Annotated in this window: 18 protein-coding genes; 16 read left to right on the top strand and 2 right to left on the bottom strand. The window is 54.9% G+C overall.

Annotation, left to right across the window (positions count from 1 at the left end; all coding sequences use genetic code 11):
* The first annotated feature begins 126 nt into the window (after nt 1-126).
* From WW58_RS03420 to WW58_RS03410, 3 genes are all read left to right on the top strand, one after another.
* Entirely contained in the window at nt 127-369 is a 243-nt protein-coding gene (locus WW58_RS03420; protein WP_046435403.1) for a hypothetical protein, read from the top strand.
* A 145-nt stretch (nt 370-514) separates the two neighbouring features.
* Complete coding sequence (locus WW58_RS03415) at nt 515-994, top strand: glycine zipper 2TM domain-containing protein (protein WP_012420349.1); 480 nt, start codon at nt 515-517, stop codon at nt 992-994.
* A gap of 35 nt (nt 995-1,029) precedes the next feature.
* On the top strand, nt 1,030-1,989 hold the full coding sequence (locus WW58_RS03410; protein ID WP_031930924.1) for an aldose epimerase family protein: 960 nt from the start codon (nt 1,030-1,032) through the stop codon (nt 1,987-1,989).
* Nucleotides 1,990-2,073: 84 nt separating this feature from the next.
* Here WW58_RS03410 and WW58_RS03405 read toward each other — a convergent pair whose 3' ends face one another.
* Both WW58_RS03405 and pstB (WW58_RS03400) read right to left on the bottom strand, forming a co-directional pair.
* Nucleotides 2,074-2,721 carry a phosphate signaling complex PhoU family protein gene (locus WW58_RS03405; protein WP_182915982.1) on the bottom strand — a complete coding sequence of 216 codons (648 nt, stop codon included), beginning with the start codon at nt 2,719-2,721 and terminating at the stop codon, nt 2,074-2,076.
* A gap of 185 nt (nt 2,722-2,906) precedes the next feature.
* Nucleotides 2,907-3,689 carry a phosphate ABC transporter ATP-binding protein PstB gene (pstB, locus tag WW58_RS03400; RefSeq protein WP_046435399.1) on the bottom strand — a complete coding sequence of 261 codons (783 nt, stop codon included), beginning with the start codon at nt 3,687-3,689 and terminating at the stop codon, nt 2,907-2,909.
* A 202-nt stretch (nt 3,690-3,891) separates the two neighbouring features.
* Here pstB (WW58_RS03400) and WW58_RS03395 point away from each other — a divergent pair, with 202 nt between their 5' ends.
* The 13 genes from WW58_RS03395 to WW58_RS03335 all read left to right on the top strand — a co-directional run bounded on the left by WW58_RS03395 (nt 3,892) and on the right by WW58_RS03335 (nt 19,846).
* Nucleotides 3,892-4,854 carry a PstS family phosphate ABC transporter substrate-binding protein gene (locus WW58_RS03395; RefSeq protein WP_031930921.1) on the top strand — a complete coding sequence of 321 codons (963 nt, stop codon included), beginning with the start codon at nt 3,892-3,894 and terminating at the stop codon, nt 4,852-4,854.
* 91 nt (nt 4,855-4,945) lie between these two features.
* The gene (locus tag WW58_RS03390; protein WP_046435397.1) at nt 4,946-7,300 is read left to right on the top strand and encodes an ABC transporter permease subunit; all 2,355 of its coding nucleotides are present in this window, start codon (nt 4,946-4,948) and stop codon (nt 7,298-7,300) included.
* A gap of 37 nt (nt 7,301-7,337) precedes the next feature.
* Nucleotides 7,338-9,092 (top strand): phosphate ABC transporter permease PstA, encoded by a 1,755-nt coding sequence (pstA, locus tag WW58_RS03385; protein ID WP_046435395.1) that lies wholly within the window; start codon nt 7,338-7,340, stop codon nt 9,090-9,092.
* 22 nt (nt 9,093-9,114) lie between these two features.
* Nucleotides 9,115-9,894, top strand: a complete 780-nt coding sequence (gene pstB / locus WW58_RS03380; RefSeq protein WP_022198888.1) for a phosphate ABC transporter ATP-binding protein PstB — start codon at nt 9,115-9,117, stop codon at nt 9,892-9,894.
* A gap of 25 nt (nt 9,895-9,919) precedes the next feature.
* On the top strand, nt 9,920-10,594 hold the full coding sequence (locus WW58_RS03375; protein WP_046435391.1) for a phosphate signaling complex PhoU family protein: 675 nt from the start codon (nt 9,920-9,922) through the stop codon (nt 10,592-10,594).
* 609 nt (nt 10,595-11,203) lie between these two features.
* A complete protein-coding gene (gene cysK / locus WW58_RS03370) occupies nt 11,204-12,133 on the top strand; it encodes a cysteine synthase A (RefSeq protein ID WP_046435389.1) in 930 nt (309 codons plus the stop codon).
* Between the two features lie 56 nt (nt 12,134-12,189).
* Complete coding sequence (locus tag WW58_RS03365; RefSeq protein ID WP_046435388.1) at nt 12,190-12,873, top strand: phosphoadenylyl-sulfate reductase; 684 nt, start codon at nt 12,190-12,192, stop codon at nt 12,871-12,873.
* An 18-nt stretch (nt 12,874-12,891) separates the two neighbouring features.
* On the top strand, nt 12,892-13,803 hold the full coding sequence (cysD, locus tag WW58_RS03360; protein WP_046435387.1) for a sulfate adenylyltransferase subunit CysD: 912 nt from the start codon (nt 12,892-12,894) through the stop codon (nt 13,801-13,803).
* Nucleotides 13,804-13,848: 45 nt separating this feature from the next.
* Entirely contained in the window at nt 13,849-15,576 is a 1,728-nt protein-coding gene (cysN, locus tag WW58_RS03355; RefSeq protein ID WP_046435386.1) for a sulfate adenylyltransferase subunit CysN, read from the top strand.
* Between the two features lie 34 nt (nt 15,577-15,610).
* Entirely contained in the window at nt 15,611-16,636 is a 1,026-nt protein-coding gene (locus WW58_RS03350) for an ABC transporter substrate-binding protein (protein ID WP_232051394.1), read from the top strand.
* Entirely contained in the window at nt 16,629-17,426 is a 798-nt protein-coding gene (locus WW58_RS03345; protein WP_102734126.1) for an ABC transporter ATP-binding protein, read from the top strand. Before WW58_RS03350 ends, WW58_RS03345 begins: the two co-directional genes overlap by 8 nt.
* Nucleotides 17,411-18,190 (top strand): ABC transporter permease, encoded by a 780-nt coding sequence (locus WW58_RS03340; RefSeq protein WP_022198896.1) that lies wholly within the window; start codon nt 17,411-17,413, stop codon nt 18,188-18,190. The genes WW58_RS03345 and WW58_RS03340 overlap by 16 nt, the downstream gene beginning before the upstream one ends.
* Before the next feature lie 15 nt (nt 18,191-18,205).
* The gene (locus WW58_RS03335) at nt 18,206-19,846 is read left to right on the top strand and encodes an NADPH-dependent assimilatory sulfite reductase hemoprotein subunit (RefSeq protein ID WP_046435381.1); all 1,641 of its coding nucleotides are present in this window, start codon (nt 18,206-18,208) and stop codon (nt 19,844-19,846) included.
* The last annotated feature ends 87 nt before the right edge of the window (nt 19,847-19,933 follow it).

Here is a 19,933-nt window from a genome sequence, read left to right as displayed (position 1 = left end):
CCCTAAAAAGAATCCTCTCCGCGTATTTTTTTGAACAAAAATCACTCCCTGCCGCTCTATCTGTCGTAGAACGGCAGCTCTTCTGCCGCTGCATTACCAACACCACACAACCTCACATATCATTATATGAAAAAAATCCTCGCTGTAGCAGCCTTTGCTTTCGCCTTCAGTGTCAACGGTTACGCTCAGGAAGCCGCCGCTCCGGCGGAGTCCCCCGCCCCCGCTGCCCAGAAGTGCTGCAAGAAAGACAAAAAGTGCCCCAAGAAATGCGCCAAGGAAGGCAAATGCCCAGAAAAATGCGGCCAGCCTTGCAGCAAAGGGGAAAAGCCCTGCGACTGCCCCAAAAAGGGAGAAGCCCCCAAGGCCTGACCCAACGGACCGTTAACATAAATAAGAACCCTTGCCGGAACCTTCCGGCAAGGGTTTTCTCCGCCGGAAGAGGGCAGCCGCACCCCTTCCGTTGACTGCGAAATTACTTGATCTTAACCTTCAACCCATTTTATAAATCGTCATCATGAAAACAGCTTCCATTCTTACCATCGGCTGTGCAGCCATGGCGCTGTCCATTACTTCCTGCACCAACTTCGGTTCCCCGAACACCTATAACCTGAACGAAATCGGCGGAGCCCAGGAAACCTATACCGGCACGGTCACCAGCGTGGAAAACGTCAAGATCCAGGCCAATAACGCCAACACCGGCACCGGAATCGGCGCCGTGGCGGGCGGGTTGACCGGCGCCATGTTCGGGGGCGGCAACGCCAAATTCGCGACGGCGGCGGGCGGCGCCATTCTAGGCGGCATTGCCGGCAACCAGATTGACAAGGCCGTCAACAACACGACCGGGGAACGCATCACCGTGCGTCTGGACCAGAAGAGGAACGGCACCCGCAACTACACGGTCGTCCAGGTCGCCAGCAGGAACAACCCGATTCAGGTCGGGCAGCGCGTGCGCGTGATCATCGGCAACAACGGTTCCCGCGTGCTGGCCTATTAATTGGACATCCACTACTGACCAAGCTATATACCGGCATGATCTTCGGCACCTTACCCGGCGGCGCACCTGTAGAATTGTTTGAACTGTCTTCCGACAAGCTGACGGTACGCATCAGCAACTACGGGGGGCGCATCATCTCCGTCGTCAAGGACGGCATGGACATGATCGTAGGGCCCAAGCACTTTGAAGACATGCTGAAAGACACCTGTTATTGCGGTGCGATTTGCGGCCGTGTCGCGAATCGCATCGCAAAAGGCAGGTTCTCCATTGACGGGGATTCCCGCACCGTGGCCGTCAACAACGGCCCCAACCACCTGCACGGCGGCATCCAGGGGTTCGACAGCAAAGTCTGGCAGGTGCAGGAAGCCGGGCGCAATACGCTGGTGCTGACCCTGCACTCCGCAGACGGTGAGGAAAATTACCCCGGCAACCTGGAAGTGGTAGCCACCTACACCGTGGTGGAAGAAACCCTTCATCTACGCCTGGAAGCGTATGCGGACGCGGCCACAATCGTCAACCTCACCAACCACGCTTACTGGAACCTGTCCGGCAAACCCACCATTGATTCCATGACCCTGGAGGTACGGGCCTCCGCCTATACTCCGGTGGACGCGACCAATATCCCCGACGGCCGTATTCTTCCCGTGGAAGGAACGGACTTTGACCTGCGGAAAGCAGCCCTGCTGGGGGAACGCAACTCCGCCGCCCACCCGGACACCGCCGCCGGACTGGACCACAACTACGTGCTGGATTCCGAACCGGGCGACAAAATCGCCGCCATCCTTCTTGACCCGGAATCCCGGCACCGCCTGATTGTGGCGACGGATGCTCCCGGCCTCCAGGTATATACCGGGGAATACCTGCCCCAGGCGCGCCAGGGAATAGCGCTGGAAGCCCAGGGCTTCCCCAATGCCGTCAATACCCCCCACTTCCCCAGCGTCATTCTGCGTCCCGGCCAATCCGCCACGCGCAGCATTACCTGGACTGTCAGATAGGCGGCATGCCTGAATCCCGTTTCCGAACAAAAAACGGCGCTTCAACAACGCCCGCTGCGGGCTTTCCTGTGCAGGCACGCGGCATCAGGAGGCCGCGTAAAGCCCTTCCGCCGCTACCTTTTGGAGCCCTTCCGCGATGCGTTCCAGGGAACGGCTTACAAAAACCAGATCCGCAACGGAAACCAGATTGTCCTGATATTGCTCAGGCAAGCAGGCAAATGCCTCCGTCAGGGACGCCGCATGCTCCGCCAAATCCTCCAGCGCAGGGACAAGCTCCGCCAGAGCCTCCCCGTCCCAGGAGGAAACAGCCTTATTCACAGCCCTGAACCGCTCCGCCATTTCCCGATAGACAGGATCCGCCAAGGCAGCCTCCCGGATGCGCGGGCGCTTATTCAGCCTGTTGGCCCTTTTGGCGATGGTCACGGCCTCATCACCAATCCGTTCATACATGGAGGACATGCGCAGGGAAGCCAGCACCACTTTGAGGTCGGAAGCCACCGGACTGAAAAAAGCCAGCAGATGCAGCCCTTCCCTGTCCACCGTCATTTCCAGCTCGTCCAATTCTTCGTCATCAGCAATAACCCGGTTGGCGGAAGACTCATTCTGCTGCAAAAGGCTGGCGACGGCCAAATCAAGGGCGCTCTGCGCCTTATAGGCCATCTGGAGCAAATACGTATTCAGGGAGGAAAGGGCGGCGTCAAACTCCCTCAGGGTGTGCGCGTCGTGATTCATGATTCGGAATATTGGCTTGATGATTGGATAAGGTTTTGCCGGCATGATAAAAAAGATGCTGCCTGCGCAGGCTGTTCTTTCTGGCGGCACTGGCAGCCAGCCTCCGTCCAGAGCCGGGAAAATGGGGAACACGCCCGGTTCCATTTTTGGAAATATTCTTTGAAAAAATCATAATCGTCTCTCTGTTAACTGAATCTTCCCGTAATGTAATCCTCCGTTTCTTTCAGGGAGGGATTGGAAAAAATCTTCTCCGTAGCATCAAATTCCACCAGCCTGCCCAACATGAAAAAACCGGTCAGGTCCGAAACGCGCGTGGCCTGCTGCATATTATGGGTAACCACAATGATGGTAAACTTGTCCTTGAGACGGTGCATCAACTCTTCCACCCTCACCGTCGCAATGGGGTCCAGGGCGGAACAGGGTTCGTCCATCAGCAGGATGCGCGGCTTCACGGCAATGGAACGGGCAATGCACAGCCGCTGCTGCTGGCCGCCGGAAAGACCATTGGCGGAAGCATGGAGACGGTCCTTTACCTCATCCCAAAGAGCGGCATGCCGCAGGCTTTCCTCCACAGCCTCGTCCAGAATGCCGCGTTTTTTTACCCCCGCCAGCTTCAATCCGTAGGCTACATTCTCATAAATGCTCATCGGGAAAGGGTTGGACTTCTGGAAAACCATGCCCACCTCCCGGCGCAGACGAATGGTATCCAGGGAAGGAGAAGTCACGTCCACCCCATCAATGCGGATGGAGCCTCCCGTAACGCGCGCCTCCGGAATACGGTCATTCATCCGGTTGATACAGCGCAGCAGCGTGGACTTCCCGCACCCGGAAGGGCCGATGAACGCTGTCACCCTGTTCCTGGGGACTTTCATGGTGACGTTGAACAGGGATTGCTTGCTCCCATAACAAAAATCCAGGGAATCCACCTCTACGGCGGTCTGGTCGGCTGCTGCTGGATGCGGAGTCATGTTCTTCTAATGGCGCGTCCTGCGCCTCTGGACGCATGGTATCCCAAAAACAGGGCTCCCTGGCTACTCCGGGTTTGTGACGATTTCTTAACCAGGATTCTCTTCCTCACCATGGGGGCGGGAGGGTATCACTACCCCGTCTTCCGCCATGAACGGCCCCGCCGGACGGAAACGGAAGACGCAACACACCAAAAAAGACGCCATGAAATTTGTCGCCAAAATCCTGACCATCGCCGCCGCCCTCAGCTCCCTGAGCATGGGCGCCAACCAAGTGACCGTTGACAGCAGCATCAAGCCGTATGCGCCCACCAGCGGCGTTTCCGGCAACCTGAACGCCGTCGGCTCCGATACGCTGAACAACCTGATGACCCTCTGGGCGGAAGGATTCAGCAAAAAATATCCCAGCGTCAAAGTCGGCGTTGAAGGCAAAGGCTCTTCCACTGCGCCGCCCGCCCTCACGGCAGGCACGGCCCAGCTCGCCCCCATGAGCCGCCAGATGAAGCGGGAGGAAATCGCCGCCTTTGAAGCCAAATACGGCTACAAGCCGACGGAAATCAAAGTGGCCCTGGACGCCGTGGCCTTCTTTGTCAACAAGAACAATCCCATCCAGGCCCTTACCCTGGCGCAGATCGACTCCATTTTCTCCTCCACTTTCAAGCGCGGCGGCTCCAACATCACCGACTGGGGCGATGCGGGAGTGCCCTCCATGAAAGGGAAAGCCATCTCCATCTACGGCAGAAACAGCGCCTCCGGCACGAACGGGTTCGTGAAGGAAATAGCCCTGAAAAAAGGGGATTATAAAAACTCCGTGAAGGAACAGCCCGGTTCCTCCGCCGTCGTGCAGGGCATCAGTTCCGACGAACAGGGAATCGGCTATTCCGGCATCGGATACGTCACCTCCGGCGTAAAAACCCTCTCCCTGGCGGAAAAAAGCGGAAAGGCGGCGGTACAGCCTTCCTACGATAACTGCATCAACGGAACATACCCGCTCTCCCGTTACCTGCTGATTTACGTCAACAAGAAACCGGGAGAACCCCTGGACACCCTGACCAGGGAATTCATCAAATTCATCGTATCCAAAGACGGCCAGGAAATCGTGACCAAGGACGGTTATTACCCGATTCCCGCCAAAGTCAGCGCAGAAGTGCTCAAGAGCATTGAATAAACACTCCCTTCCCGTGCCGTAAACACATGCCGGGGCAGGACTCCGGCCCGCCCGCCGGAGTCCTGCCCTCCAACTTCTCCTCTCTGCCGTCATGAGTTCCAATGCTCCCTCCCCCACACCTTCCAGAAAGCCCAAACCCGTTCCGGAACGCTTTCAGGTGGCAAAAACCACGCTGTGGTTTGACCGCATCATGACCAAAACCATCATCGGCGGAGGATTCACCGTCATTGTAGCCGTTTTCGGCATTCTTTTCTTCCTGCTGGCCGTTACGATTCCTCTCTTCCAGAGCGCGGACGTGGAAGAACGGCAGCACCCCGCGCCCTCCTCTCCGGTTCCGGGAACCTGGGGCCTGGACCCTTCCGGCACGCTTCCCTTTGTCTACGGCAACGGGAAAAACATCTTCTTCCTGGACAAAACTACCGGGAACCTGTCCTCCGTTCCCGTTTCCCTGCCGGACGGCGAAACCGTCTGCGCCCATTCCTATGACACATCCCTTACCGCCTACCCCATCGCCACGGAATCCGGCAAGGTGGGCCTCATCCATGTTCATTCCGGACTCAACGTCCACGGCCGGACGAATGCCCACGGCCCGGACAAAGCCGGAGCGGAGGCCGGCCCTCTCTACCCCCTGACGGAAAACGGCTCCGTCCCCGGCAAAATATCCGGCATAGCCTATGCGGACGCGGGAGAACGGAAAATATTTACCGCAACCGTGGAGACGGAACAGGGCACGCGCCTCCTGCTGATGACGCTGGAAGAATCCCGCTCCCTGCTTCATGAGGGAGAACTGGCGCCTTCCGGATTCCATGACCTGACGGACCAGCTGGAAGGCCGCCCCACGGCCATGCTGCCCGGAGCCTCCGGAGACAGCCTCGTCATCGCTACGGACGCGGACAAACTTCTTTACTTCTCCTATGATGAAGATGGGGAAACATGGGTCAGACGCCAGATGATTCCGACCCCGCTGGGGAAAGGGGAAAAAATGACTTCCGTCAACTGGCTTTTCGGAGACATGTCCCTGGTCATAGGAGGCGACAGGGGAAGCCTTAAGATTTTCAGCCTTTATCCCCATTCCCGCCCGGACGGCACTTCCCTGCGCCTCTTCGGCCAGACCAGGCAATTCTCTCCCATGGACGGTCCGGTGCAGCATTACGCGGCATCCGGCATCAACCGTTCCTTCCTGGTCTCCACTCCGCGGGAACTCAGGCTCTGCTACGGAACCACGGCCGACATCCGCTGGAACAGCGGACCTCTGGAATTCGTTCCGGTCCAACTGGCCGCCAATACGGAATTCAACGCCGCCATTGCCGTGGACCCATCAGGAAACATCCATTTCTTCTCTCTGGAAGACAAACACCCGGAAGCCGGCGCCAAAGCCCTGGTCGGGAAAATATGGTATGAGGGGTACGATTCTCCCAAATGGCTCTGGCAATCCGTGGGCGGCACGGATGATTATGAATCCAAGCTGTCCCTGATGCCCCTGGTCTTCGGCACGCTGAAAGGCACCCTGTACGCCCTTGTCTTCGCCGTCCCGGTAGCAGTCACGGCCGCCATTTACACGGCCCACTTCATGGCCCCTGCCGTCAAACGGGTGGTAAAACCCGTCATGGAAATCATGGCCTCCCTTCCTTCCGTAGTACTGGGCTTCTTCGGCGCCCTTTACCTGGCCCCCAGAATGGAAGACAAAGTCCCCGCACTGCTCTGCATGGCCGTCCTCATTCCCGGCCTGGCGGCCCTCATCGCATGGTTCTGGACCACCCGGCCCGCAGCCTGGCGCAACAAATTCAGCCGCGGTGTGGAATACATCGTCATGACCCCCGTCATCCTGCTCTGCGCCTGGTTCTGCTGGGAATACCTGGGCTACTGGCTGGAACAGCCCCTCATCAGCCTCTGCCGCAGCGTCATGGGCCTGTGGGGAGACGGGGACTTCCAGGCCGCCAGTTTCGCAGACCTGTGGCGCAACGGCTTCGGCATGCCCTATGAACAGCGCAACTCCCTGGTGGTTGGATTCATCATGGGCTTTGCCGTCATCCCTGTCATCTTCACCATTTCCGAGGACGCCCTGAGCAACGTCCCCCCTTCCCTCATCGCCGCCTCGGAGGCTCTGGGGGCCAGCCGCTGGCAGATGGTCCGCACCGTTGTTCTTCCGGTGGCTTCCGCAGGCATTTTCTCCGCCCTGATGATAGGTCTGGGCCGAGCCGTGGGGGAAACCATGATCGTACTGATGGCCACGGGAAACACCCCCATCATGGACTGGAATATCTTCAACGGCATGCGCACCCTCTCCGCCAACATCGCCACGGAACTGCCGGAGGCGGCGCAGGACTCCACCCACTACCGGGTCCTCTTCCTGGGCGGCCTTATCCTCTTCTCCATGACATTCATTCTGAACACTCTGGCGGAAATAGTGCGCCAGCGTCTCCGCAAACGCTTCAACGTCGTGTGAACCATCCATCCCTTTCCCTCCCATCCATCCACCTTCCATGAAACAGGACTTCAGCCTTCCGCCCGCCCCCAAACGCCCCCTGGGGGAAGTCAATATCTGGCTCGCCTCCATCGGGCTCTCCCTGGGCCTCATCATGATTTTCGGCCTGCTGGGCATCATCGTCTTCAACGGTCTGGAGGCCTTCTGGCCCAAAACTATCCATGAACTGACGCTCGCCCCTTCTTCAAAAGAAGAACAACCGCTTGTCCTGTACGCCGGCATCACAAAGGACCAGACGCGCCACGTCCCCGCAGACCCCGCCCATCCCGGCTCCACAGCCAAAGACGTGCGGGAATACCAGCTTTTCACCGGCAGCAAGGAATCCTATGGACAATCCTACCGCTATGTGGACGCGCACAATGTCACTGCCTCCGCCACCCCCAAAGGCCTTCTGTGCCTGGAACGCATGGAGGGAGGGAAAGCCCTGGTCAAACCTCTGGAACTCAAGCTGGCCTCCGGAGAAACCATCCCCGCCGCCTCACCGGAATTCATGGAGGCTTTCCGCCGCGTGCTGGACCGGGAAACAGACCTGAGGGACAGGGTCAAAACCATTGACACCAGGGACATCGGCTCCGTCAATACCCGTCTGGCGGACGCCAGACGGGATATCAAGGCCATAGAACGTTCCTACGACATCCGGAAAGAAAATGGACAGCGTACGGCCGTCCCCAGGAAAAACCCCATTCTCACGGATATGGACGACCCGGCCGGTGAACTGGACCGGCTCCGCGCCAAAGAGGAACAGCTCAATGCCGAATACGCCCGGTACACCGCGGAAGCAGCCAGACTGAGGGCTCAACAGGGCCGAGACTCTCTTGTGTATGCCCTGGGAGACGGGGAAAAGAAAGAAATCCGCATGGATAAAATCGTTTACGGCTACCAGCCGAATGACCTGGGATTCTTCGGAAAATGCGGCATCTTCCTCCACAGCCTGTACCATTTCATCACGGATGATCCACGGGAGGCCAACACGGAGGGCGGCATCTTCCCCGCCATTTTCGGCACCTTCATCATGACTTTGCTCATGAGTGTGCTGGTCACGCCCGTGGGGGTCATCGGAGCCATCTACCTGAGGGAATACGCCAGACAGGGGACTCTGGTTCAGGCCGTGCGCATCTGCGTGAACAACCTGGCGGGCGTGCCTTCCATCGTCTTCGGCGTTTTCGGCCTCGGCTTCTTCGTTTACTATCTGGGAGGGAGCATCGACGAACTTTTCTACTGGAAAAAGCTGGCTGTGGACAACACGCCCACTTTCGGGACCTCCGGCATCCTGTGGGCATCCCTCACACTGGCCCTGATGACGCTGCCCGTAGTCATCGTCTCCACGGAGGAGGCACTCTCCGCCGTCCCCCGCGGGCTGCGGGAGGCGGCCCTGGCCTGCGGGGCCTCCAAATGGCAGATGATTAAACGCATCATCCTCCCCAGCGCCCTGCCGGGCGTCATGACCGGCCTCATTCTGGCCATGGCCCGTGGCGCCGGAGAGGTAGCCCCACTCATGGTCACGGGAGTGGTCAAGCTGGCCCCCTCCCTGCCCATTGACGGGGAAGGCCCCTTCATCCACCTGGAACGCAAATTCATGCATCTGGGCTTTCATATCTACGACGTGGGCTTCCAGTCTCCGGACTCGGACGCCGCCCAGCCCATGGTTTTCGCCACCACGCTGCTCCTCATCCTGCTGGTGGTGGTCATGAACCTCACGGCCATCCTCATCCGCAACCGCCTGCGCAAAAAATACGCGGCCTCCAGCTTCTAACCCCATTCTCCTTCATCATCCCATGACTGAACCAGCCTCCGCAGACGACGAGCCTATCATTGAAGTGGAAGACTTCTCCTTCTTTTACGGGAGCAAACAGGTTCTCTTCAACATCGGCATGACCTTTGAAACCAACCGGGTAACCGCCCTCATCGGGCCCTCCGGCTGCGGAAAATCCACGCTGCTCCGCAACATCAACCGCATGAACGACCTGGTCCCGGACGTGCGCCACCAGGGGGATATCCGCATTGACGGCACCAGCCTGTATGACCCGCGCGTGGAAGTCATCTCCCTGCGCAAGCGCGTAGGCATGGTCTTCCAGAAATACAACCCTTTCCCTAAAAGCATTTACGAAAACATCGTCTTTCCCCTCCGTGTGGCCGGCCGCAACAGGCGCGCGGAACTGGACGAAACCGTGGAACGAAGCCTGAAGGGAGCCGCCCTGTGGGATGAAGTGAAAGACAAGCTGCATGAAAGCGCCTACGGCCTTTCCGGCGGCCAGCAGCAGCGGCTGTGCATCGCGCGCGCCATTGCCAACCGCCCCCAGATCCTGCTGATGGATGAACCCTGCGCCGCCCTGGACCCTATCGCCACCTTAAAAATAGAGGACCTGATGGAAGACCTGAAAAAAGAACTCACCATTGTCATCGTCACCCATAACATGCAGCAGGCCACACGCATCGCGGACCGGACCGCCTTCATGTACATGGGCCGCCTGGTGGAATACGGGGAAACGTCCCAAATCTTCACCAATCCTACGGAAAAAGAAACGGAAGCCTACATTACGGGCCGTTTCAGCTAAAAGCCCATTCCAAACCATTCTCCTCATGACATCCCCCGGCAATCACATCCTCCCCCACTACGACGCGGCCCTGAACGCTATCCGCCTCCGCGTCAATGCCATCTGCGGAAGCCTGCTGAAATACATGGACATTCTGGAACGGGTCATTTCCGGCCCGGACAGCGACGGGGCCAACAGCATCATTGCGGACAGCGACCCGCTGCAGGAAGAAACCCGGCAGGTTCTCTCCCTCTGCTCCTCCGTACTCACCCAGTTCCATCCGCTGGGACGCGACCTGAGGCTCGTCATCACCTTCTCCCGATGCGGAGACAAGCTCCAGGAATGCATGGAGGAAATAACGGGTATCGCCAAGCATGCCAAGGCCTCCATCAGGCATCAGGAATCCCTCTCCCCGGATATTGTGCTCCCTCTGCTGGAAATGGCCGTATCCGAATTCAGAGACGCCGCCCGGTGTCTGGAAACGCAGGATGTGGACGCCGCCAGGGAAATACGCCTGCGCGACAAAAAACTGGACAAAGCCCATCGCAAAGCGCTGGCCCTTCTGGTCTGCCCCGAACGGGCGGGAGCCCCTGCCCTCAACGTCAATCTTCTCTTCATTATCCGTTCTCTGGAACGTATCGGAGACATTGCCAAAACCATCGCCGCCACCGTCGTCTTCCTGAAGGAAGCCACGGACATCCGCCACGGAAAAGAAAAATAAAACAATTCCTGCCCGCACGGCGATTCCCTGTTGCCCATACAAAGATCATGATGAACAGCATGATCCGAATTTCGTGCGTCAGAGGCTTCCCCCATAAGTCCTAACGGCTCATCTTCTCAACAGCTGTGTTTTTGCACACCATCCTTCAAATAATCACAACTGCCAAATTATCAGCATACAGGCAATAAACATTCCAGGGATATGCGGCAAAGGATGGAATGGGGCAAAACAAACAGTTTTCCCAGCGCCACAATTACTCTCCGGGAAAAGGAATAATTCATAACGTCAACCGGAGAGACTCAATACAACTGCATGCTCCAGGAAGGCAAGGAAACAAGGCATCTGCCCCTCGCACGCATCCTTTCACCTTCACGGCCAATAGCTTGAAAACGGAGAAAACCGGCCTTTTACTCTCAATCTCTGAAATTTTACAGCCGTCCATTCCCAGCTCTTCTACCATTTTTATTTACATAAAAACACAAATAATAAAATAATATTTCATATTCTTTGATTCATATTGACACTTCCGGAGGATAAGAGTAACTAATCCCTATTATTCCTATCGGAATACAAAAGAAATCTAAATCTATCCCTGTAAAGCACGTCACGATGAACATTTACACCTCCATATCGGAACTGGTCGGGAAAACACCTCTTCTGGAGCCAAGGAATTATGCCCAGGCACATCGTCTGAATGCCCGGCTCCTGCTCAAGCTGGATCACCTGAATCCAGCAGGAAGCATGAAAGACCGTATCGCACTCGCCATGATCAACGAGGCAGAAGCATCGGGCCAGCTCCAATCGGGTTCCGTCATCATTGAACCAACCAGCGGCAACACGGGCATTGGCCTGGCGGCTATTGCCGCTTCCCGGGGATACCGCATCATTCTTACCATGCCGGAAAGCATGAGCGTTGAACGACGAAATATTCTAAAAGCCTACGGAGCCGATATTGTCCTGACAGAAGACAGCCAAGGGATGAAAGGAGCCATCGCCAAAGCCCAGGATCTGGCGGCCGCCACTCCGGGCTCCTTCATTCCCAGTCAATTCACCAACCCGACCAATCCCAGAGCCCATTATGAAACAACAGGTGTTGAAATATGGGAAGATACGGACGGAGAAGTAGATATCGTCGTAGCCGGAGTAGGCACCGGGGGAACAATAACCGGCATAGGCAGACTGCTCAAGGAACGCAAACCCGGAGGAATCACCGTCATTGCCGTGGAACCGGCAGATTCCCCCGTATTATCCGCCGGCCAGGCCGGAAGCCATCAAATTCAGGGAATAGGAGCCGGCTTTATCCCAGAAACCCTGGATACGGATATCTATGATGAAGTCATCACAGTTTCCAACGAAGATGCCTTTTCCACAGCTAAAGAATTGGGTGTCAGAGAAGGCATTCTGACTGGGATTTCCAGCGGAGCTGCCCTATGGGCGGCCGTCCAGGTTGCTAAAAGAAAAGAGAACACAGGGAAAAATGTAGTAGTGATCCTCCCCGATTCAGCGGATCGGTACTACTCAACTCCTCTGTTCATTTGACATCCCGTTCTTTTCTACCGGATACGGCTATCCACCTCCAACCAGCTCCAACATTCATGAACGCTCATTCCCCAACCGCTACAGACACGTTGCGACAAGCCGCAGCGCAATACGAAGGAAACCTTGTTTTTGCTACATCATTCGGGGCAGAAGACCAAGTGCTCACCCATATGATCTCCCATCTTGGTCTGAATATTCCTCTGGCGACTCTGGACACGGGGCGCTTGTTTCCGGAAACCTATGAACTCTGGGCAAGAACGGAGGAAATATACGGCATTCGCATTATTCCTTATTTTCCGGTAGCGGAAGAAGTGGAAAACATGATTCTGGACAAAGGCGTCAATCTGTTCCGCAACAGTATGGAATACCGTCACGAATGCTGCAATATCCGTAAACTGCGCCCTCTGGAAAGACTACTTGCCGGGAAAAAAGCGTGGATCTGCGGCTTACGCTCCACTCAGTCCATCACCCGGAAAGGGCTTCATATCACAGAAAACGATGAGGCGAACGGCATCATCAAAATCAACCCACTGGCCAACTGGTCAGAAGAAGATGTCTGGAACTATATCCGCGCCTACGGCGTTCCCTACAATCCTCTTCACGATGCAGGATTCCCCAGTATCGGGTGCGCCTGCTGCACAAGATCTGTCAAGAGGACGGAAGATGTACGCGACGGACGATGGTGGTGGGAAAAAAAAGAACACAGGGAGTGCGGTTTACATCGCAAACCAAGACATTGATAACCAAAAACATATAAAATGAACAGCATTTACAGACTCAGCCAGCTAAAGCAGTTGGAGGCAGAAAGCATTCACATTTTCCGGGATGCCATCAGCCAGTTTGAAAATCCCGTACTTCTTTATTCCATCGGGAAAGATTCCTCTGTACTGGTCCACTTAGCCAAAAAGGCATTCTATCCGGGCAGACTCCCATTCAAGCTTCTTCATATAGACTCCACATTCAAATTTCGCGAGATGATAGAATTCCGGGACAGATTCGTTCAGGAAAATGATCTGGATCTGATTGTCCACAGTAACCAGGAGGGCATTGCCGCCGGCGTTAATCCTTTTACTTACGGCAGCCGCAAATACACGGATATTATGAAAACACAGGCATTGATTCAGGCGTTGACCGCAGGAAAATATGATGCCGTATTCGGAGGCGCCCGCCGCGACGAAGAAAAATCACGGGCCAAGGAACGAATCTTCTCTTTCCGGGATAAATTCAACCAATGGGACCCAAAAAATCAACGGCCGGAATTATGGAACATTTATAACGGTCGTATCAATCCGGGAGAAAGCGTCCGTATCTTTCCTCTGTCCAACTGGACGGAACTGGATATCTGGCAATACATCCGCCTGGAAAAAATACAGGTTGTAGACCTGTATTTTTCCAAACCCCGTCCCATTGTGGAACGTGACGGATCCCTGATTATGGCGGACGACAACCGCCTGCCTTTGAAGCCGGGGGAAACACCGCAAATGAGAACCGTCCGTTTCCGCACACTGGGCTGTTACCCTTTAACCGGAGCCATAGAATCTACAGCCCGCACAGTAGAAGAGATTGTGGCGGAAATGCTGGAAACCAGGCTGAGCGAGCGTTCTTCCCGTATCATTGACCACGACGGAGATGCCTCCATGGAACAGAAAAAACGAGAAGGATATTTTTAACCCCTATTATGAACCATTCTGACGACACCTCTTATTTTTACCATTATGGACATCGACTCATACCTGAACGAACACGAAAATAAAAGCCTGCTGCGCGTACTTACCTGCGGTTCCGTGGACGACGGGAAATCTACACTCATCGGACGCCTCCTTTATGACAGCAAACTGATTTTTGACGACCAGCTGGCAGAGCTGCGCAAAGCCAGTGAAAAAAATGGAACCGCTGGGGCAGGTAAAATTGATTACGCCCTGTTGCTGGACGGCCTTAAAGCGGAACGGGAACAGGGAATAACCATTGATGTAGCCTATCGGTACTTCACCACCCCCCGCCGCAAATTCATCATTGCCGACTGCCCCGGACATGAACAATACACCCGAAACATGGCCACCGGAGCTTCCACGGCGGACGCGGCCATCATTCTGATTGATGCTCGCCACGGAGTACTCACACAGACGAAACGGCATGCGTTCATCGCCTCCCTTCTGAAAATACGGCACCTCATCGTAGCCGTCAACAAGATGGATCTTTTGGATTACTCTGAAGAAAAATTCCGGAAGATTGAAGAAGAATTCGGAAGCTTCACGCAACAGTTGAATATCCCGGATGTTCGTTTCGTTCCCATTTCCGCCATTGAAGGGGAAAATGTGACGCAAACAACAGGAAAAACGCCCTGGTACCAAGGCGATCATCTGCTTTCCATCCTGGAAACGCTGGATGCCAGCGACAGCAGGAATCTCCGGGATTTCCGCTTTCCGGTACAGACAGTCATACGCCCCAATCTCGATTTCCGGGGGTTCGCCGGCTCCATTACTTCCGGCTCCATCCGCCGGGGGGACCCTATCGTGACGCTGCCTTCGTTTCAAAACAGCCGGATCAGAAGGATTGTTACTCCGGACGGAGACCTGGAAGAAGCATTCTCTCCCCAGTCCGTCGTATTGGAACTTGAGGATGAAATAGATATCAGCAGCGGTGACATGATCGTCAAAAAAGGGAATCTCCCCCATATCGAGGATCGGCTGGAAGCCCGTGTCATCTGGATGTCTGAAAAACCCCTTCTTCCCGGAGGCAAATACATTATACGCCATGCGGGCAGAAATATCCAGGGGCGGATAGCAGAACTCCAGTACGACATAGACGTCAATACACTGGAAAGCCGCCATGCAACGCAGCTTCCTCTGAACCATGTCGGCCGCATCGTTCTGGAAACCGCTTCTCCCCTGTTCTATGATTATTACCGGGATAACCGCTCCGGAGGAGCTTTCATCCTGATTGACCCGCTGAATAACGTCACGGCGGGAGCAGGAATGCTCCGTCCCTCTCACATAGATAAGGTTCCTGAAAAAGAACAGGAACAACTCCCGACATTCGTCTCAAGCGATGAACGCATGGAAACTTTCGGGCATGGCGGAAAACAAATTTACGTAGCGGGAGAAGACAGCGACCTAGCACGCAGCTTCGCCAAACAGCTGGAACGGGAACTCCACCGGCTCAAGGCTCATACCTACGGTCTGGATTTTAAGGCGGAAGGCGTATGGGGCAGATCCGCCAGAGAAATCGTCAATGCCTCAGGCCTGCTGGCCGAAGCGGGGCTCATGAGCATTGCAGCGCTGCCGGGCCTTCCCGTCCTGCCCAGAAAAGCAAAGGGAGCCTACTGCATCTGGCTTGGGAATGTCGTCTCCGCGCCAGAAACGGCAGACCGCATCCTTCCCCCCGCAGAAGCGAATGAAAATACTGCGTCTCTTCTGGCGCGCACTCTCTATGTGGAATTTTAATTTTATCCCATCCAAACACCTGCTCCCTCATTTCATGAAGATTTTGCCTCTTGCAGTAAACACGCTGCTCTGCGTTGGCGCCCTCCTGTCCCCTGCCTTTCTGGCATCCTGTCGGGAAGCATCCGAACGGCAGGATCAAATACGCTTTGGCCTTTTCCCCAACGTAACCCATGTCCAGGGGTTGGTTGCCAGGCATTTCAGCCGAACGAGGGAGGGATGGTTTGAAAAACGCATCTTTGAACGGACGGGGAAAAACATCTCCATTCTATGGTATGCTTACAACGCCGGCCCCAGTGCCATGGAAGCCATGTTCGCCAATTCCCTGGATTTTACCTACGTTGGTCCGGGCCCTGCCATTAATGCGTATTCCAAATCCAACGGAACTCTCCTGCAAATAGTAGCGGGAGCCGTACAGGGAGGGGCCGGACTGGTCGTTCCTCCCCATTCCGGAGCATGGACACAAAAAGACTTTCAAGGAAAAATCATCGCTACCCCCCAATTGGGCAATACTCAGGATATAGCCTGCCGGACATGGTTGGCCCTGGGAGGCGTAGCAGTCACTCAATCCGGAGGAGACGCAAGCATACTTCCTACCCCCAATCCGGAACAGATATCTCTCTTTCGTCAAGGCAAACTGGACGGCTCCTGGACTGTAGAACCATGGATTAGCCGCCTGGAAAAAGAAGCCGGAGGCAAGCTCCTGTTTCTTGAAACGGATGCCGTAACTACTGTTCTGACAGCCCAAAAGAGGATTCTGGAAAAACAGCCGGACGTGGCGCAGGCCATTATTGAAGCTCACAGAGAACTCACTCTCTGGATCATCGAACATCCCCAGGAAGCTCAAAAAATTGTCGTAGAAGAACTGAAGGAACTCACCCGTTCCAGCATTGATCCCTCTTTAATTCTCCATGCATGGCCCAGGTTAGTTTTCACGAATAAAATATCCGAAGAAAAGCTCCAAGTATTTGCCAAGGATACGGTACGGACTGGATTTTACAAGGAACTTCCCCGTGTCGAAGGCATCATCCGGAATGATAAAAATAATCCCAGCCATGAGTAGATTATCCATACGAAACGTTTCCAAAAGTTATTTTTCCAGAAAAAAATCGCTTCTGGCGCTTTCTTCCGCCAATCTGGACATAGGGGAAGGAGAATTCATCTGCCTGGTAGGTCCAAGCGGTTGTGGCAAAACAACTCTGCTGAATATGATCGCCGGTCTGATCAAATCGGATACGGGAAGCATCTCCTATGATGGAGAAATAATCTCAGGTCCTGGTCCGGACAGGACAGTCGTTTTTCAGGATTTCGCCCTGTTCCCGTGGTTAAACGTGCTGCACAACGTAGAATTCGGTCTCCGATTTACCGGAATTCCCCGCGCAAAACGCTTCCAAATAGCTTTGGAAAACCTGAAATCAGTAGGCTTGGACAACTTTACTCATGCCCGTATCCATGAACTCTCCGGAGGAATGAAACAGCGCGTAGCCATAGCCCGGGCCCTTGCATTGCGTCCCAGGGTTCTCCTGATGGATGAGCCCTTCGCCGCATTGGATGCCATGACCAGGGATCAACTTTATGCGGATCTCCAGGCCATTTGTGCCGGGCATGGAATTACCGTCGTCTTTGTCACTCATAATGTACGGGAAGCCGTATGCCTGGGAGACAGAGTCATCTTATTTTCATCCCACCCTGGACGTATTTGCGGAGAATTCTGCATTCGTTTGCCGCGCCCGCGCCAAATCAATGATCCGGGAGTGGCCCGTCTATCTTCAAACATCACACGGGCATTAAAATCGATTTCCAGAACCGCAGAAGAAAAACAAGACGCACAAACATCATGCACCCTTCCATAAAAAATATTCTCCAATCCTCAGTATTCATCTTGCTGGCCTTGGCTATATGGGAATACGGTTCTCTATCCGGCTGGTGGAGGCCTTTCCTATTCCCGGCGCCTTCCGCCATAAGCGGCTATCTTGAAGAAGCAATCAGGGACAACTCTCTCTGGGCCGCTACGGTCGTTACTATCCGGAGACTGCTCCTGGGGTACCTGGCCGGAATCTCCATCGGAATTCCGGCAGGACTTTTATCTGCCCGCTTCCAGCTAATGAGAAACACCATCGGAGTTCTGGCATTGGGATTTCAAGGGCTTCCCAGCGTTTGCTGGGTCCCTCTGGCTATCCTGTGGTTCGGCCAGGAAGAAGCGGCCATCCTGTTCGTCGTTGTCATGGGCACCGTCTGGTCGGTCATACTGGCCACAGAAAATGGACTTGCCAACGTCCCTCCGATTTATGCCCGCGCAGCACGGACAATGGGAGCCGGCTCTGCCTACACGCTGCTCTTTGTCACGCTTCCGGCCTCTGCTCCATTCATCGTCAGCGGCATGAAGCAGGGCTGGGCCTTTTCCTGGCGCTCCCTGATGTCCGCAGAAATTTTTGTTCCCATCCTGACAGGACTGGGATTGGGACAGCTCCTGCACTTCGGAAGAGAACTCAATTCCATGGAGCAGGTCATGGGCATCATGTTCGTTATTATTCTCATAGGCCTGCTCTCAGACAAACTCATCTTCTCCCCCCTGGAACAAGCCATCTACAGACGCTGGGGGACTAATTTAGCTTAACCAACAGAAAATATCATGACTAAAGAAGGATACACATCCAACGAACGAATCAAGGAGGAAAGCGATTTCCTCAGAGGAAACATCTCTGACCTCCTCCATGACGACAGCATTACCCATTTCCCGTCCGAAGAAGAATTTCTTTTGAAATTTCACGGGATTACCCAGCAGGATAACCGGGATGAACGGCTTATCCGGAAGAAAAACGGACAGGAAAGAAACTGGTTATTCATGTTGAGGCTGCGCCTCCCCGGGGGCCGCATGACGCCCAGCCAATGGCTGGCCGCGGAAACGCTAAGCGACCAATTCGGCAACGGCACCCTTAAACTTACGACACGCCAGGCCATTCAAATCCACGGAGTCGTCAAACAGGACTTGAAACAGACCATGAAAGATATCCACCACGCGGCCATCACCACGATTGCCGCCAGTGGGGACGCCACGCGCAATGTCATGGTTTCTCTGCACCCGGAAGATTCCGGCATCCATGAGACAGTCTTCAATCAAGCCCGGGAACTCTCCCGAAAACTGGAACCGCAGACGCACGCCTATCATGAAATATGGCTGGATGCCAAACGGATCTACTCGGGCGCGGAAGAAGAGCCTTTGTACGGTCCCGGCTATTTGCCGCGCAAATTTAAAATCGCTTTTACGCTTCCCCCGGAAAATGATGTGGATGTGTACGCCCAGGACCTGAGCTTCGTGGCTATTGAAAAAGAGGGAAAACTCCTGGGATATGACATCCTGGCCGGCGGAGGAATGGGCTATGCTTACGGCAATCCCGGTTCTTTCCCCCGCCTTGCGGATATTATCGGATTCTGTTTCCCGGAGCAGGTGGAGGAAGTAGCCCGGCAGGTGCTTTTGATCCATAAAGAATTCAGCACCCGCTGCAACAGAAAAACATCCCGGCTCAGGTACACCATTGCCGGCAAAGGGCTGGACTGGTTCACTAACGAACTTGCAACACGCCTTCCATTTCCGCTTCAAGCGGCCAGACCTTTTTCATTATCTACGAACGGAGACGCCGCAGATGTTCCTGGCCGCCAGACCATTGAAATTGAAGGAGGCCGCATCCAGAATTCAAACAGGCAACAGCTCAAAACCGCTTTTCATGAAATAGCTTCCATTCATCAAGGAGATTTTTTCATCACAGGTAATCAGAATCTGGTCATTGACGGCATCACACCGGATACTGCCGAGCAAATCAAATCCATCATTGGGAAGTACAATCTTCTCCCCAACGATTCGGGGCTCAGGCGCAATTCCTCCGCCTGTACCAGCCTGCCATTTTGCCCGCAGGCCCTTACAGACTCCGAAAGGCTGCTTCCAAAACTGGTGGATGAACTGGAACCGCAGTTAAAAGAACTGGGGCTATGGGACGAAGACATTTCCATCCGCATGACCGGGTGTCCCAACGGATGCTCCAGACCATATCTGGCAGAACTGGCTTTCGTCGGCAGAGGTCCGGGCAAGTACAATATCTGGATGGGCGGTTCCAGAAGAGGAGACAGGCTGGGCTTCATCTATCAGGAATCTGTACCCGTAAAGGAAATCGCAGACGTGCTCCGACCAGTATTTGCACGTTTTGCGGCGGAACGCAACCAGGGGGAAGGATTCGGTGACTGGAGCATCCGCGCATTACATCCGCAATCTTTATAAAAGCATAAACACCCGGAGCCGTTTTTGCCGCGGACGGCTCCGGGGCAAATCCTGCTATCTTTGAAAATCAAAAAGATACGCCAAAAA

This window comes from Akkermansia sp. UNK.MGS-1, assembly GCF_000980515.1.
In the GTDB taxonomy this organism is placed as follows: Bacteria; Verrucomicrobiota; Verrucomicrobiia; order Verrucomicrobiales; family Akkermansiaceae; genus Akkermansia; species Akkermansia muciniphila.
The sequence above is the reverse complement of the archived record's forward strand: the minus strand, read 5'-3'. Positions and strand labels throughout refer to the sequence as shown.